The organism is Pseudoalteromonas sp. T1lg65, assembly GCF_051930985.1.
Lineage (GTDB): Bacteria > Pseudomonadota > Gammaproteobacteria > Enterobacterales > Alteromonadaceae > Pseudoalteromonas.
In genome coordinates, this window is the sequence record NZ_CP196837.1 from 1,502,376 (window position 1) to 1,516,931 (window position 14,556).

The window sequence follows — 14,556 nt, forward strand, 5'->3', positions numbered from 1 at the left end:
ATTTTAGTGCAAGGTTATATTAAAAATTTAGCGCTTGAAACTGGCAAATGCACCCTTATAAAAATAAATATGAAACTCACTAGCAGAGATGAACAAATACTGTGTGCTGTTATGCGTCACTATTGCAACGGTGAAGGGCAACCTGTTGCCTCAAGCAAAATAGCCAAACAAGATGGTTTAGCGGTTTGCTCCGCTACAGTCCGTAACGCCATGGCTCGGCTAGAAAATCAAGGTCTATTGTATTCTCCCCACACTTCGGCCGGCCGAGTGCCAACAGATAAAGGTCTGAAATTTTGGCTACAGGAGTACTTTTCGCTACGAGATATTGGCGTGCACTGGCAGCCGGAGCAAAACTCGATAGTATCTTTTGCTCATTTACTTAGCCAAAACTTTCAAGTGTGTTGTTGTGTTGGGTTACCACAAGTGAGCTCAAGGCAAATGTTCCGAGTTGAAGTATTAGACTTTGACCGTAAAAATTGGCTTGTTTTACTTATTGATAGAGCTGGGCAATCCCACAACATTTGCATCGATAAGCCAATAGATAACTCCGATGCGTTGCGCTATCAATTTGCTGGTTGGATGAATACGGTGTTTAGTCAGCAAACATTGGTGGAAGGGTTACATCGCATGCGCGCTATGGCACACAGTGCTCCACCAAGTTGCCATTCTATATTAGCGCAGTGGACCAAACAGCTCAGTCAACAGTTAGGTACGGACAATGCTATCGTGGTTGGTGAACGCTACTTATATAACCGATTGCAACTGGAAAAAGAAGTGAACTTAGGAGTCGGTTTACTTGAACAGATAGAACATAAATTGGCCTTCAAGGAAGGCGTATCTGTATTGTTGGGCGAAGAGATCAGTATGTTGGGATTAGAAAGAGTCGTGGTCTTGAGTGTTCCTTACTTTTCCTCAAAAGATGAATACCAAAGTCGTTTTTGTGTTATTTGCCCAGCAGACTCGAAAATTGCAGAAATCATCGCAGAATTTAAAAAATTGCCAATTTAAGGGGTTGAATCTGATTTATCAATCCCCATAATTACCGCAGTTGTAAAGTATTGGAGAGATTACCTCATGTCGGAGCAGACAAAAGCGACAGAACACGAACAAGAGCAAGCAGAAATCGTAGAGACAGCTGTTGAAGAGCAAACTCAAGAAGAAGCAGCTCAGGCGGCGGCTGAGTTAAGTCCAGAAGAAGAAATTGCAGGTTTATATGCTGAACTTGAATCAGCAAAACAAACCATTGAATCGCAAAAAGACAGCGTAGTGCGAGCTGCAGCAGAGGTGGAAAATGTCCGTCGTCGCGCTGCACAAGATGTTGAAAAAGCACATAAGTTTGCATTAGAGAAATTCTCAAATGAATTGCTTCCTGTCCTTGATAACCTAGAGCGTGCAATTGAGTTTTCGGATAAAGAAAACGAAACTTTGAAACCTGTGCTTGAGGGTATTGAAATGACGCTGAAAAGCTTTGCAGATGCATTGGCTAAATTTGGTGTTGAAGCGGTGAACCCTCAGGGTGAGTCTTTTAATCCTGAGCTACATCAAGCAATGTCGTTACAGCCAAGTAACGACGTCTCACCAAATACCGTACTTGCTGTGATGCAAAAGGGCTATACACTCAATGGACGGTTATTACGTCCAGCAATGGTGATGGTGTCTAAAGCAGCCGAGTAATAAGCTTATACAGATTGAAAAAGCCGCATTGCGGCTTTTTTTAAACGTCAATTTAAGTACTCAACACACAGCGTCATTAATGTGAGCTGCCATACAAATTAGTTCGTTGGTAGAGTTCTATCCAACATATTCTTCACACTGCTTTGTGCCTACTTCTTTTCAAAAAAGTGAATTATCTACCCGCCACTGGCATTTTCGAACCTTGTCAAACCAAGGTTGTGTAAATGGCTTCCTTTGCTTTTCTTCAGGTTCAGGTAAAGAGATATGTAGTCCGTGTGAGAGATGATTGTTCACTAACCTGCGGATTTTATCACTCTCCAAGTCAGGGTAGATCGAGATGAGTTGATGGCGTAGATCATCGCTTAAAACTTTGCCCTGTAAATGTTCAAAATAACTATTTAGCCACAGTAATAGATGCTGCTTTGCTATGTTAGGAAAAGCCTCAGTCAGTGTCGCAGTTGGCTGATATAAACGTTGATAGTTCAGTAGTTCATTTTGGATCAAAAAGGTGAACAACAAGTTTATGCCTGCGGATATTTGCCCTGAGCGTTTGTCGGTTGATTGGTAGCTGGCAAGCGCCAAGCGAAAATGCTGCTCAGCAGATCTCACATTACCTTCATCTAAGTCCATCAGCCCTAAATTGTTTTCAATCATTGCGACTATGGATTCTTGATTGAGCTTATTGGCAATTTCTTTTGCTTTGTCATAACTTGCTCTGGCAGTTGAGTAGTCGTTTAACTGTCGGTATACCAATGCCATGCTATTCATGAGAGTTAGTCTCTGTCTTTCCGATGTGGTGTACTTATAAGAGCAATTCAGGCTGATCAATGCCTCTTCTAAATAGTTTTCTCGGCGCAGCCAGATACCCAATGCGCTCATTATAGAGGTGAGCTTTGTTTTAAAGTAAGGAACGTTATCTTTAGTAAATAAGGCTTCTAACGAAACGTACATTCTCTCTATTTGATTGGTTTGTAATGTGGCTCGAGTATTTAATAGATGCCACCGAATAAACTCCGAGTCACCAAGCTTATCAGGAGATAGTTGAGTACGTAAAATCTCTAAGGTTTTGGCGGGGTTTACTTGAATATAAGCCTCTGCCTCATCAAGCGTTTCGGTTTCTGAGGCGTGTCCAGAAAAGCTCAACATCAAGGTGCCAATAACCATAGTCACAACTTTTATATACACCGACCAGCCTTAAAAATAACTACTTACCTAAACTATAGGTGTGTCATCAAGTTAATTCAAAAGTTCTCAGAGGAGCTGGTATTTTCGGCGACGACCAAAATTCATGTCATTTGTTCAATTTATTTATTACGAAATATGTAATTCGCTATTAACGATCTATGCTTGATCAAAGTTGTACTGACTCTTTGCATCGAACACGGTCGATTATTCGGCTAAACGCTCACATTGAACGAGGGGCACACTATGAGCAACTTAGGTATCTTTAAACTGAAATTACTACCATGCTACTGCATGTTGGCAATTCCAGTTACTGCACTTGCTGAAACTGATGAAGTAAAAGCAGAAAGCGCAATTGAAACGATAGTAGTTACAGGATCCCGAATTAGACGTTCGGTGCAAGCGGAAAGCTCATCACCTATATCTAGTACAGAACTTAGCGACTTAACCGATATTGGTGCAAACAATATACGTGATTTAATTGAAGTACTTCCCTTCAATGCTGGTTCACAGAACAATTCAGACAATCTGTCGCAAAACTTTACTGCAGGCACTTCCAACGTTAATTTAAGAGGTTTGGGGGTGTCTTCAACCTTAGTGCTACTCAATGGTATTCGTCAGGTAACTTCGGCAGTTGTCACAGATCAGGGTGCCAGTTTTGTTGATACCGCCTCGTTAGTCCCTACGCTTGCGATAAAACGAGTAGAAATACTCAAAGATGGCGCTTCGGCTATCTATGGTTCTGACGCTGTCGCAGGGGTGGTGAACTTTATAACCCGCGATGACCTTGAAGGTGGTGAGGTCCAATATGAGTACAGAACCCGTTGGAGCGATGGGGATCAAGAAGATACGAAAGTTGACTTTGCTTATGGAGGTTATGTTGGCGACACCGGACACATGTTACTGGCGGTCAGCTTTTTGGAGCGTTCGAGCTTATTACTTGACGAAGTTGATTGGTTAAAGCCAGCCACGAGCAGTTTTGGCAATCCTGGTAGTTTTGTTATCCCTTCTTTGGCAGATGAAAACAATCCCAGTGGTCTAACACTTGCTGACCCCAACTGTGTTGCTAACGGTGGCAGTGTTTCAAATGGAGCCAATGGTAATACGTTTTGTTTGTTTGACTTTGGTCCACAGATAACAGCAGTACCTAATGAAGACCGACTTCAGGCTTACGCCAGAGCTAATTGGGACTGGAATGATACTACTCGAGTTTGGGCTGAGTTTGGTTATGCGCGTAACAAAATTACCCGAGAAGTCTCACCAAGCTTTCCAGTACTAAACGCACCAAGTGTGTTGGCGAGTCATCCTGATAATCCGTATGGCGAAGATGTGTTTTTTAGAGGCAGACCTTACGGGGAAGGTAAGCCTACTGAAATTAACTATTATGATCATACCACTTCTCGTTTTGCGATTGGTGCAGACGGAGAAGTAACTCAAGGGATCTACTGGCAAGCATCATTTGTGGCAGCGGCAAATGATGCCATCTTAAACCCCAGAGATGTCATCACCGATAATTTTCAAGCAGCACTGCATGGTCTTGGTGGTAATAAATGCCGCAGTACTAATCTCGCGGATGCTGGCGTTGGAGAATGTTACTATTTCAATCCTTTTGACCCACAAGATCCCGACAATGAACGGTTAAGAGATTACATCATAGGTGATTATATCGGTGATGCTGAGTCTGAAATGAGAGTATTCGAAGCTGTAATTACCGGAGAGTCGTTATTTGAAGTTGAGGGAGGAGATGTTGGGTTTGCTATCGGCCTACAGTATCGTGATGAATCGATAAACAACATCTACGATTCATTTACTCAGCAGGATAGCTTCGCCTTTTTAATAGGCAATCAAAACTTTAAAGGCGAACGTGATGTTAAAGCCTTGTTTGCAGAAGTTTTAGTTCCGTTGACGGAAGATTTAGAGTTAGGCGCAGCCGTAAGGTATGAAGACTATGGCGAGTTTGGTGGCGACACCACTAATCCCAAATTTTCATTTCTTTGGTTAGCAACAGAAGAATTGTCATTTAGAGGCACATTCAGCACTTCATTTCGTGCACCTTCAGTGCATCAGTTACAAGGTGTTCAGACCAATTTCGCCAATATCACCGATCCTGAAGATGGCTCGACGACATTTGGTGGTAACAGAACCATTGGCGATCCAAATTTAGTACCAGAAACATCTGAAGCATTAAATCTAGGGTTTTCCTATGCAGTGGATGAATACATCCTGGATGTTGATTATTGGGATTTTTCTTTTGAAGACGTGTTAACCCGAGAGAGTCACCAAGCCGTTGTTAACGCTAACCCCAACGATCCCGATCGGGTTATCCGTACGTCCGCAGGGACTATTTCAATTGTAAATACCAAGTTTATTAATGCAGAAGCGATTGATACATCTGGTATTGATTTAAGTGCATCAACAATCTATCGAACAGATTATGGTGACTTTTCACCGCAGCTGAAAGCCACTTATTTACTCAGCTATGATTTGATGGATGCCAATGGCGTGACAACAGACGGTAAAGGTAAGCTAAACCTAAATACGGTAGGTAATCCATCACCGCGTTTAAGAGGTAGCCTTGGTTTGAATTGGAGCAATGGCATGCATAGTGCGAATATCTATTTCAGACACGTGGCCAGTTATACCAATGACATTAACGGTGACTCAATTAGTTCCTTTAATACCGTGGATCTGCAATATAGTGTAAACGTTGGCGATGTAGTTAAAGAAGACTCTGAAACCAAGCTAATTGTTGGAGTGGTGAATGCAACAGATGAAGATCCTCCATACGTTGCAATAGCCGGAAGTTACGACCCTCGTACGGGGGATCCGCGAGGAAGACGTGCATACGTTAAATTTCAGTTCAATTTTTAACATGGACAGTGACTGCTGAAGCAGTTTGTGGGAGTCGTACCGGTAGCTCCCACAAACAGCTCCAAGTGTAGGTACCTTATGGCAATAACAGATAAGTTAATGACTCGAATACTTTTTCTACTATTTATAGTGTATTCATCTTTGACTTATGGACGTGTTGTAAAGCTGGTCACATTGGAGTATCCACCCTATGAATTTCAGGGTGCTCAAGACGCTAGCGGAATAGCGGTTGAGCTGGTAAGAGAAGCGTTCAACAGAATTGAACAACCGTTCACTATTCAATTTATGCCGTGGGGTAGGGCCATTCGGGAGATAAAAACTGGCCGAGTAGATGGGATCTTCACCATTTATAGAACTCCCTCTCGCGAGGAATTCATGGTGTTTTCTGATGAAGTGCTGATCCAGCAATCCATATCCATATTTGCTAGGAAATCTAATCAAATTGAATTTGGTGGCAGAGTTGAATCCTTATCATCCTATCGAATTGGTGTGGTGAGAAAAGTGAGCTATGGCGCTGAATTAGATGAAGCGATCAATACCGGACTGTTTGAAAACATCGTGACTACAGACAGTGGCATGAATAGCTTTAAACTGCTGTTGGCGGACAGAGTTGATATTGTGCTGAGTAATCGTTTAGGGGGCATGGAGATTATCAAGCAATTGGGTATTGAGAATGAAGTCTACCGAGTACCGTCATACGCGTATGACATTCCAAGTTACATCGCGTTTTCAAAACAACGGCCGTCCCATAACCTAAAACAACAGGTAGATGCTGCGTTGCGCCAAATGAAGGAAGATGGAACGTATGAAAAAATCATTCTTGAATATCTAAAACACTACAACAATGAAAAATCAATTTACGACACTTCGCCGCTACCGGGCAAGAAAGTGGAAGAGCGGACTTAGTTTTTCCGCATTGTTTAGGTTGAGAGGAATTAAATAATGAAGCTTAAAATTAAATCAAGACTGATATTACTCTCTTTAATCCCGGTGATAATTATTTCTTCAGTGGTTGTTACACTTACTTACGTCGAGGCCAAAAAATTAAGCGAAGCACAAGAGGAATTAAGTCGTAAAGAAATGATGCGGATGAAGCGAGATGAGCTGAAAGCTTACCTGCAAATTGCTAACAGCGTGATAACGCCGCTTCGTAATGCTAATAAACCTGAATCTGAAGTGATTGCTCTACTTAGAAACATTGAATTTGGCGAGTCGGGCTATCTATTCGCATTTAAACCCGATGGCACCCGCGTTATGCAAGGCAATAGCGACCAAGGAATAGGCCAAAATTTTATTGATTTACAGGACAAAAGAGGAAACTACTTAGTTAAAGATATTATTGAGTCGGCCAAAAGTGGCGATGGCCACTCAGTTTATTATTTTCCTAAACCTGAACAAAAAGAGCCGATTCCAAAGCTGGCTTACAGTATTTATCTACCCACTTGGGATTTGATTGTCGGAACGGGTTTTTATACGGAAGACGTTGATGCGCTGCTCAAATCAATGCGTGAAAAAAATGACAAGCAGGTTTTGGAAAGTATCAGAGATATTCTTATTTTTACATTTTTTATTTCCATCGTCGTTGCTATTGTAGGTCTCATGATCAGTAAAAGCATTACGGTGCCACTGTCCAAATTTGAAGATACTATTCATATTTTTGCAGCGAGAGATGCTGATTTAACCGCTAGAATCCCTGATTTCACCTTGCCCGAATTTGATAGTCTGAGCCGTAATTTCAATATTTTCTTGGGTCAACTTCATGAGCTAATTATCAAAGTCGCGAAGCTGACCAACGAAGTTGTTGATGAAACGAAACAAATTGCATCAGCATCATCGGAAATAAACTCAATTTTATCCCGTCAACAATCAGAAACAGAGTTGATTGCCACAGCAATGACTCAGTTAACCGCTTCTGCAGAGGAAATTTCTCGTAATGCCAATGAAGCTGCCAATTCCGCCCAAAACGCTAATCAGAGTGCCAAAGAAACGCAAGACTCCGTTGATGAAGCAACAGAGTCAGTAAGCACATTGGCGCAAAAGTTGGATGAAGCCAGCGGTGTGATTGCAAAACTGGAAGGGGATGTGCGTAATATCTCAGGTTCACTCTCAATTATTCAAGAAATCGCTGAACAAACTAATTTACTGGCGTTAAATGCTGCAATAGAAGCTGCCAGAGCCGGTGAGCAAGGGCGTGGTTTCGCTGTGGTCGCAGATGAAGTGAGAGAGCTTGCTACCCGAACCCAGAAGAGTGCAGCACAAATACTTGGGGTGATTAATACTCTAACTGACGGTTCAAAAGATGCCGTTCAGGCAATGGAATCGAGTAAAAGCTATAGCTCGTTAACGGTAGAAAAAGCGGCCTCTGCGTCGGACTCGTTAAACAATATAGTTCAATTTATTCACGAGATTCTTAACGTAAATGAACATATTGCTGGAGCGACAAAAGAGCAAAATATCGTAGATAAAGAAATTAGTGAAAGAACAGAGTCGATTTCTGAGCAAAGTAAAAAATCAGCTTCGATTGGGGATAGAAACCTAGAAATCAGCTCAACCTTAAGTGAAAAGGCCGGTGAACTGGCTGCGATAGTGAATCGCTTTAAAATTTAGCGTCGCTAATCAAAGCAGACCGTTAATTTAACACTCTTTGCAATACAGGATAGTGATCATGCTTAGTCGACTTAAAAATTTTGGCCCCGGTGTCATTGTCACCGCTGCGTTCATTGGCCCAGGTACTATTACTGCCTGTACGATGGCGGGTGCGCAATTTGGCTATGCGCTGCTTTGGGCATTGGTGTTTGCAACTGTAGCAACCATTATCCTTCAAGAAATGTCAGCGCGAGTGGGCATAGTGACGCAAAAAGGTTTGGGAGAAGTTATTAACCAGTCTTTACATCATTCGTTTTGGAAATGGCCTTTATTTGCCCTGATTATTGTCGCTATTTGTATAGGTAATGCAGCCTATGAAGCAGGGAATCTTGTTGGCGCTGCGCTTGGTATCGAAGCAATTACCAACCCTGGGAAATGGATTTTTAGAGGTTCGATCATCGCTTTGACCGCGATCGGGGCAGCTATTTTGATGCAAGGAACTTATAAACAAATTGAACGTATCTTGATTGCACTTGTATCTATCATGGCATTGGCATTTGTTATTACCTTTTTTTTGGTTAAACCGGATTTGGGTCAGTTGTTTACAGGGCTAGTGTCTCCATCAATTCCTGATGGAAGTTTGTTAACTGTTATTGCCCTAATTGGTACCACGGTTGTTCCTTATAACCTGTTTTTACATGCTTCAACGGCTAAGTCACATTGGTCAAATCCTGAAGATATTCCTGATGCACGTTCAGACACCATTGTGTCGATTGGCTTGGGTGGTCTGATTGCTATATTGGTAACATCCACTGCGGCAGCGAGTATTTTTACACTCGGTCTTAGTGTTAATAACGCGGTGGATATGGCGATTGTATTTGAGCCTATATTCGGTAGTTTGTCTAAATACCTCTTGGGTATTGGATTATTTGCCGCAGGATTGAGCAGTGTTATTACCGCACCGCTTGCAACAAGCTACGTGATATCTGAGCTACTCCAGCTCAATGCTGACGTAAATTCTCGGCCTTTCAGACTGATAAGTGTGAGTATTATTATGATTGGGGCTTTGCTGTCTATGGCAGATGTCAAGCCCATAGAGATAATTTTACTGGCGCAATTTGCCAATGGTTTGCTATTACCTATCATCGCAGGTTTCCTACTTTATGCCATGAACAATAAAGCGATGCTAGGTGATTATGCAAATTCGAAATTGTCCAATTTTTTGGGGGTTGCGGTAGTACTATTTACTGCTTTTTTGGGGCTAAGGCTGATTGCGAAGTCTCTAGGGCTTTATTGACCTGAACTTCTAAGTTCCATAGACACACAATTAATCTAGGAAAGTGTAAACGAGGCTGTGTGAAAGTGCGTGCTACCAGAATCCTTACCTGAAGCCAAGGTAATGATATAGCACTGCACTTCATAGCACTTTCTTTGGCCTTACTTTTCCTTTTTTGGCTAATAATGTTTGAAACTTTCTACATTGTAAGTGACTTTCCTCAGGGCATACCGCTGCTTTTAATAATCCATCCCTGGTGATTGTCATTTGTCGTATTGACTCATCTAACTCTTTTGCTTTATCGATTAGTCGCTGGCGGTCAATCAAAGTTGGCCGGTTTTCGGTATGCATAGATGCAAGTTCTTCTAAACTAAATCCTGCATTTCTGCCAAGCGTGATTAGAGCCAAACGCTCTAGTACGGAGTTAGTAAAGGTTCTTTTTAACCCTTGTCGGCCAACAGAACGAATAAGGCCTTTTTCTTCGTAGTAACGAATTGTGGATGCCGGTAGCCCAGACTTTTTGGAAACTTCAGAGATGTCCATGTGTATCAATTTCCTTCAACCTAAATTAAGCGCGATTTTACTGTTGACTTAAAGTCGACTTTAACTTGTATGCTGATTTACACCAATAGCAAGCAAGGAAAAAATTATGAATGAAACAAAGTCGGTGATTTTGAGACATGCAGGAGAGGGAATACATGTGATTTCAGCTGGGAATTTGTACCGCATTATTGCAAAAGGAAGTGAAACAGCAGGTCGTTTCTCACTAATGGAATCTATATTAGATCCTAATCAAGGTGCACCCCTACATATTCACAGCAATGAAGACGAAGCATTTTTTGTTCTAGAAGGAGAGGTCTCATTTTACACTGATGAGACATGTTTCACAGTGCAAAAAGAGGGATTTATTTCATTTGGTCCAAACCAGGTACGTGGGTTTAAAAACAACACTAAATCGATTGCGAGAATGCTTATATTTTACAGTTCCGCCGGAATTGAACAGATGACAGTACTTGACGGGCAAGAAGTTCAACCTGGAACGCAGGCTTCGATGTTGCAGTTAGATAAAAATTCAGAGTGTCCAGCGTTAGCTGAACAATACGGCGTGACGCAATTTCAGACCGCGCTTTCCCAGTACCAGCCTAGGAGTGGTAATGAGTGAATCTATAAAGTCATTACCTGAACTTATAAAACTCTCAATATTGTTTGGATTAAGCGCCACTTTTGTAATGGATCTGTGGGGGGCATTGCTCAAATATGCTTTTAATATGACTGGTTTAAACTGTGCATTTGTTGGGCGTTGGCTCGGGCATTTGTTTAAAGGAACTGTAATGCACAATCACATAGCTCAAAGCAAGATGATACGTGGAGAAGTCATTTGGGGGTGGTTTGCGCATTATCTTATTGGCACTGCTTTTGCGGGAATATTTGTTTGGCTAGTTGGTTGTCAATGGTTGCTTGAACCTAGTTTACTTCCAGCATTGGCAATGGGGTTTGTAACCTTAGCTGCACCTCTTTTTATATTGCAGCCTTGTTTTGGCCTTGGCATAGCAGCAAATAAAACGCCAACTCCTAATATTGTGCGAGCAAAAAGCCTAATAGCACACATCGCTTTTGGGGTCGGGCTATATGTGAGTGGGTTGGTTTACGCCTTCTAGGACCTGTTAAAGTGTATAAAATAGCTTTATTGGCAAATTTAGTTATCCGAAGCTGAGATTAATTAACTCATACTCTAACAAACTAAGGTAAGCTGTGTGGCCATTCTTAAAAGTCTACATGAAAGCTTATCGGTTTGGTTTTTTTAGTTCTTCAGCAGTGTGGTTTGCCACACTGCTATCTCCCAAGCGAGAAATAAGCAGTTGCTCAACGCGCACGCCTTCCACATCGATCGCTTCAAACTTATAACCTTCATGGATGTAGCTGTCGGTTCGTTTTGGAATACGTTTCATGACGTAAATCAAAAAGCCAGCGATAGTTTCATACTGGTCCATGTCTGGAAACTGAGAGATATCCAGCTGTTTAATGACGTCAATGATGGGAGTTGTTCCTGCGACTAACCAAGAATTAGCATCGCGCTGGATAATCTGTTCTTCGTAGTTAAATGTGACTAAGTCTCCCATAAAGCTACCGATTAAATCTTTCATGGTTACTAAACCAACCACTAGCGCATATTCATTTACAATCACAGCGAACGTCTGATTAGCCGTTTTAAAGGCATTCAATGCTTCTGATAATGTCAGAGTTTCTGGCAAGTAAAGTATGTCTGTCTTTACTATCTCTGGTTTTATTTGTGCATTTTCACCATTTAGCAGTAATCGCAATATATCTTTAGATTCAACATAACCTTTAAGCTTATCTAAACTGCCATCACATACCAGAAACTGATTGTGAGGGTGCGCTAAAATCCCCGCGCTGATGGCATCGCTGTTATCATTCAAGTCAAAACAAATAATAGATTCACGCGTTGTCATCACGCTGGGTATGGTCAAACTATCAAGTTCAAACACACTACCAATTAAGTGATACTCTTGTTGTTGCAATGTGCCATCTTGAGCACCCGCTTCCATGACAGCGACAATATCTTCTGTGGTGACGATTTCTTCTCGCTCAGTCGGAAACTTAAAAATGCGTAGCATCAGATTACTCAGTCCGCTAAACATTAGGACCAGTGGTGTCAGTGCTCGAGTCACCATGTTCATCAAGTCTACAACACGTATTGCGACCGCTTCAGGCATAATCATGGCGATGCGCTTTGGTAATAGATCCGCGAATAAGATGAATAGCGAGGTGATAATAAAAAACGACAATAAAAAGCTGATTTGATCTAGCATGGGGCCTGAATAAATCAGTGTGATAAGTTGTGATGCATAGGGCGTTAGGGCTTGTTCGCCAATAATACCGCCAAGAATAGCAATCGCATTTAAAGCAATTTGTATCATCGCAAAAAAACGTCCGGGCTGTTCTTGTAATGCAAGCACTGATTGAGCATTTTTGCTGCCCTCATCAACCATGACGCGTAATTTTATTTTCCGAGCGGCAGCGATAGATATTTCTGACATAGCAAACAAAGCGCCAAACAAAATCAAGATACAGATAGCGAGTAGATCGCTCATTTAAGTCCTATAACAGTAACAACTGACCGGTTTATTTTACCAGCCAATTTAACTAAAAAGTGAGCAATTATTCTCGAAATCGGTGACTTAAGCAATCATTATTTTAAATATTTAAATTCTTTATTATCAATGTTTTATGCGTTTTATTTAGGCTGAGTTTTATCAAGTAATAAAAGGTCCTTTGCAAACTGAATTGTTACCGGTCAAAATTTAACTGTCTAACTCAACCTGCAAGCAAAGAAGAAATATTTTAAACAGTCAGGAAAGGAGCCGAAACATCAATTAAAACTCACCTGAGAAAAGTCGAGCGTGAGTACGGCGGGCATATTCGTCAGACATTCCGCCCAAATAATCCGCTAAGACACGCATTCGTTGACTGGTATCTGTCGCTTCTAAATACTGAGCCTGTGTTGTGTATGGCAGCAGTCGCATCGGATCACTAGCAAATACATCAAATAAATCAATGAGTAGATTCTGGCCGCTGAATTCGATTTGCTGCATTTTTGGCTCTCGGATTAAGCGGCGATAGACAAACATTTTTAATACTTGCAGGATTTCTTGAAATTCAGGTTTCATAGACACACTGAAGTGTAGTAGTGGAGACTCAAAGTCTTTGTCTTGGCAGCTTAATTCGCAATGGACTATAAACAAGTTAACAAGTTCGCCGATAGCGTCTTTTCTGGTCGCTTCATCATTGCAAAATAATGACTGATTGATACGAGATAAATGTTGTTTTAACCAAGGAGAGTCCAGTTGCTCTAGCTCGGGTATAGCAAAATTTTGCCAATCTGAACGATCTAAAGTACCTGTGGCTATCGCATCTTCTAGATCGTGTACGGCGTAAGCAATATCGTCTGCAAATTCCATGATTGCACAATCCAGCGACTTAAACTTTGTGCGCTGTCGAAAGTCGTCTTTGATTTCTGTGGTTTGCAACATGAGCTGATCTTGTTCCGAAAATGGAGCAATGATCCAGTCAAAGACAGACTTGTCACAATGGTAAATACCTTTAGCCGGCAGCCAGTCGCTAGAAAGAATATGCTTTTTACTGTTGTCGACGGCGGGTTGCTGTAGCCAAAGAGTATCGATTATGGCTGGATACTTTACGAATCCTAATAAAGTTCTTCTCGTCAAGTTCATACCGAACCCTTGGCTGTAGGGTTCAAGCTTGGTAACAATCCTGAGTGTTTGCGCATTGCCTTCAAAGCCACCATGATCTCGCATTAGGTAGTTCAGCGCTATTTCACCACCATGTCCAAAAGGCGGGTGGCCGATATCATGAGCTAGACAAATTGTTTCAATCAAACTGCTGGAAGGAAAGTGATCAAAATCAGGATTTTGACTTCGTAAATGTCGTAATAAACCACTGCCAATTTGTGAAACTTCCAAAGAGTGCGTTAACCGAGTTCGGTAAAAGTCATTTACGCCAATAGCCATGATTTGTGTTTTAGCTTGTAGGCGGCGAAAGGCGGCCGCGTGAATAATTCTTGAACGGTCAATTTGCCAAGGAGAACGGTTGTCATTTGGGCGATTTTTGTTTTGTTGTAATAGGCGTGCTTGCCACTCGTTACTGCTCATGAACCTACATTTCCTTCAACGCTTTAATGAGACTAGTCTAGCGGCCTTTGTCCCGTCCGTCATGCATTACTCATACTTGAATTTACCCCATGCGTTGTTGGCACTTTATCACATTTACCTATAATAATGATTGTAAGGTTAATGACACAAGATGATCTAGGGTGTTGATTAATTTATGTTCTTTGATTCGCTATAGAAAGGTTTTTTTGCTAGTATGCCGCGTCTTTTTGCATACGACTTAAGTTGCTAGTAGCAATAGTGTTGCTGGTTAGTATG

12 protein-coding genes are annotated in these 14,556 nt (G+C 41.6%); 8 read left to right on the forward strand and 4 right to left on the reverse strand.

The features are described from left to right. The first annotated feature begins 69 nt into the window (after positions 1-69). Both ACSLBF_RS06440 and grpE read left to right on the forward strand, forming a co-directional pair. On the forward strand, positions 70-1,008 hold the full coding sequence (locus tag ACSLBF_RS06440; RefSeq protein WP_440055783.1) for an HrcA family transcriptional regulator: 939 nt from the start codon (positions 70-72) through the stop codon (positions 1,006-1,008). A 66-nt stretch (positions 1,009-1,074) separates the two neighbouring features. Further along, complete coding sequence (gene grpE, locus ACSLBF_RS06445) at positions 1,075-1,674, forward strand: nucleotide exchange factor GrpE (RefSeq protein WP_440055784.1); 600 nt, start codon at positions 1,075-1,077, stop codon at positions 1,672-1,674. 159 nt (positions 1,675-1,833) lie between these two features. Here the strand turns inward: grpE and ACSLBF_RS06450 are convergent, their stop codons facing one another. After that, complete coding sequence (locus ACSLBF_RS06450; RefSeq protein ID WP_440055785.1) at positions 1,834-2,859, reverse strand: tetratricopeptide repeat protein; 1,026 nt, start codon at positions 2,857-2,859, stop codon at positions 1,834-1,836. Between the two features lie 243 nt (positions 2,860-3,102). Here ACSLBF_RS06450 and ACSLBF_RS06455 point away from each other — a divergent pair, with 243 nt between their 5' ends. The 4 genes from ACSLBF_RS06455 (at position 3,103) to ACSLBF_RS06470 (ending at position 9,610) form a co-directional block, all read left to right on the forward strand. Then, on the forward strand, positions 3,103-5,727 hold the full coding sequence (locus ACSLBF_RS06455; RefSeq protein WP_440055786.1) for a TonB-dependent receptor domain-containing protein: 2,625 nt from the start codon (positions 3,103-3,105) through the stop codon (positions 5,725-5,727). Between the two features lie 78 nt (positions 5,728-5,805). Continuing rightward, positions 5,806-6,633, forward strand: a complete 828-nt coding sequence (locus ACSLBF_RS06460; protein WP_440055787.1) for a substrate-binding periplasmic protein — start codon at positions 5,806-5,808, stop codon at positions 6,631-6,633. 36 nt (positions 6,634-6,669) lie between these two features. After that, positions 6,670-8,334, forward strand: coding sequence for a methyl-accepting chemotaxis protein (locus ACSLBF_RS06465; protein ID WP_440055788.1), 1,665 nt, complete (start codon positions 6,670-6,672; stop codon positions 8,332-8,334). 58 nt (positions 8,335-8,392) lie between these two features. Continuing rightward, on the forward strand, positions 8,393-9,610 hold the full coding sequence (locus ACSLBF_RS06470; protein WP_440055789.1) for an Nramp family divalent metal transporter: 1,218 nt from the start codon (positions 8,393-8,395) through the stop codon (positions 9,608-9,610). 120 nt (positions 9,611-9,730) lie between these two features. Here ACSLBF_RS06470 and ACSLBF_RS06475 read toward each other — a convergent pair whose 3' ends face one another. Then, a complete protein-coding gene (locus tag ACSLBF_RS06475; RefSeq protein WP_440055790.1) occupies positions 9,731-10,132 on the reverse strand; it encodes a helix-turn-helix domain-containing protein in 402 nt (133 codons plus the stop codon). Between the two features lie 106 nt (positions 10,133-10,238). Here ACSLBF_RS06475 and ACSLBF_RS06480 point away from each other — a divergent pair, with 106 nt between their 5' ends. Next, the gene (locus tag ACSLBF_RS06480) at positions 10,239-10,751 is read left to right on the forward strand and encodes a cupin domain-containing protein (protein WP_440055791.1); all 513 of its coding nucleotides are present in this window, start codon (positions 10,239-10,241) and stop codon (positions 10,749-10,751) included. Beyond that, positions 10,744-11,247, forward strand: a complete 504-nt coding sequence (locus ACSLBF_RS06485; RefSeq protein WP_440055792.1) for a DUF2938 domain-containing protein — start codon at positions 10,744-10,746, stop codon at positions 11,245-11,247. The genes ACSLBF_RS06480 and ACSLBF_RS06485 overlap by 8 nt, the downstream gene beginning before the upstream one ends. A 126-nt stretch (positions 11,248-11,373) precedes the next feature. Here the strand turns inward: ACSLBF_RS06485 and ACSLBF_RS06490 are convergent, their stop codons facing one another. Together ACSLBF_RS06490 and ACSLBF_RS06495 are read right to left on the reverse strand one after the other, a co-directional pair. Further along, complete coding sequence (locus tag ACSLBF_RS06490) at positions 11,374-12,702, reverse strand: hemolysin family protein (protein ID WP_440055793.1); 1,329 nt, start codon at positions 12,700-12,702, stop codon at positions 11,374-11,376. Positions 12,703-12,984: 282 nt separating this feature from the next. Continuing rightward, complete coding sequence (locus ACSLBF_RS06495) at positions 12,985-14,280, reverse strand: anti-phage deoxyguanosine triphosphatase (protein ID WP_440055794.1); 1,296 nt, start codon at positions 14,278-14,280, stop codon at positions 12,985-12,987. Between the last annotated feature and the right edge of the window lie 276 nt (positions 14,281-14,556).

Coding starts and splice junctions, on each gene's coding strand:
- ACSLBF_RS06440 (WP_440055783.1), top strand. CDS start 70: ATGAAACTCACTAGCAGAGATGAACAAATACTGTGTGCTGTTATGCGT.
- grpE (WP_440055784.1), top strand. CDS start 1,075: ATGTCGGAGCAGACAAAAGCGACAGAACACGAACAAGAGCAAGCAGAA.
- ACSLBF_RS06455 (WP_440055786.1), top strand. CDS start 3,103: ATGAGCAACTTAGGTATCTTTAAACTGAAATTACTACCATGCTACTGC.
- ACSLBF_RS06460 (WP_440055787.1), top strand. CDS start 5,806: ATGGCAATAACAGATAAGTTAATGACTCGAATACTTTTTCTACTATTT.
- ACSLBF_RS06465 (WP_440055788.1), top strand. CDS start 6,670: ATGAAGCTTAAAATTAAATCAAGACTGATATTACTCTCTTTAATCCCG.
- ACSLBF_RS06470 (WP_440055789.1), top strand. CDS start 8,393: ATGCTTAGTCGACTTAAAAATTTTGGCCCCGGTGTCATTGTCACCGCT.
- ACSLBF_RS06475 (WP_440055790.1), bottom strand. CDS start 10,132: ATGGACATCTCTGAAGTTTCCAAAAAGTCTGGGCTACCGGCATCCACA.
- ACSLBF_RS06480 (WP_440055791.1), top strand. CDS start 10,239: ATGAATGAAACAAAGTCGGTGATTTTGAGACATGCAGGAGAGGGAATA.
- ACSLBF_RS06485 (WP_440055792.1), top strand. CDS start 10,744: ATGAGTGAATCTATAAAGTCATTACCTGAACTTATAAAACTCTCAATA.
- ACSLBF_RS06490 (WP_440055793.1), bottom strand. CDS start 12,702: ATGAGCGATCTACTCGCTATCTGTATCTTGATTTTGTTTGGCGCTTTG.
- ACSLBF_RS06495 (WP_440055794.1), bottom strand. CDS start 14,280: ATGAGCAGTAACGAGTGGCAAGCACGCCTATTACAACAAAACAAAAAT.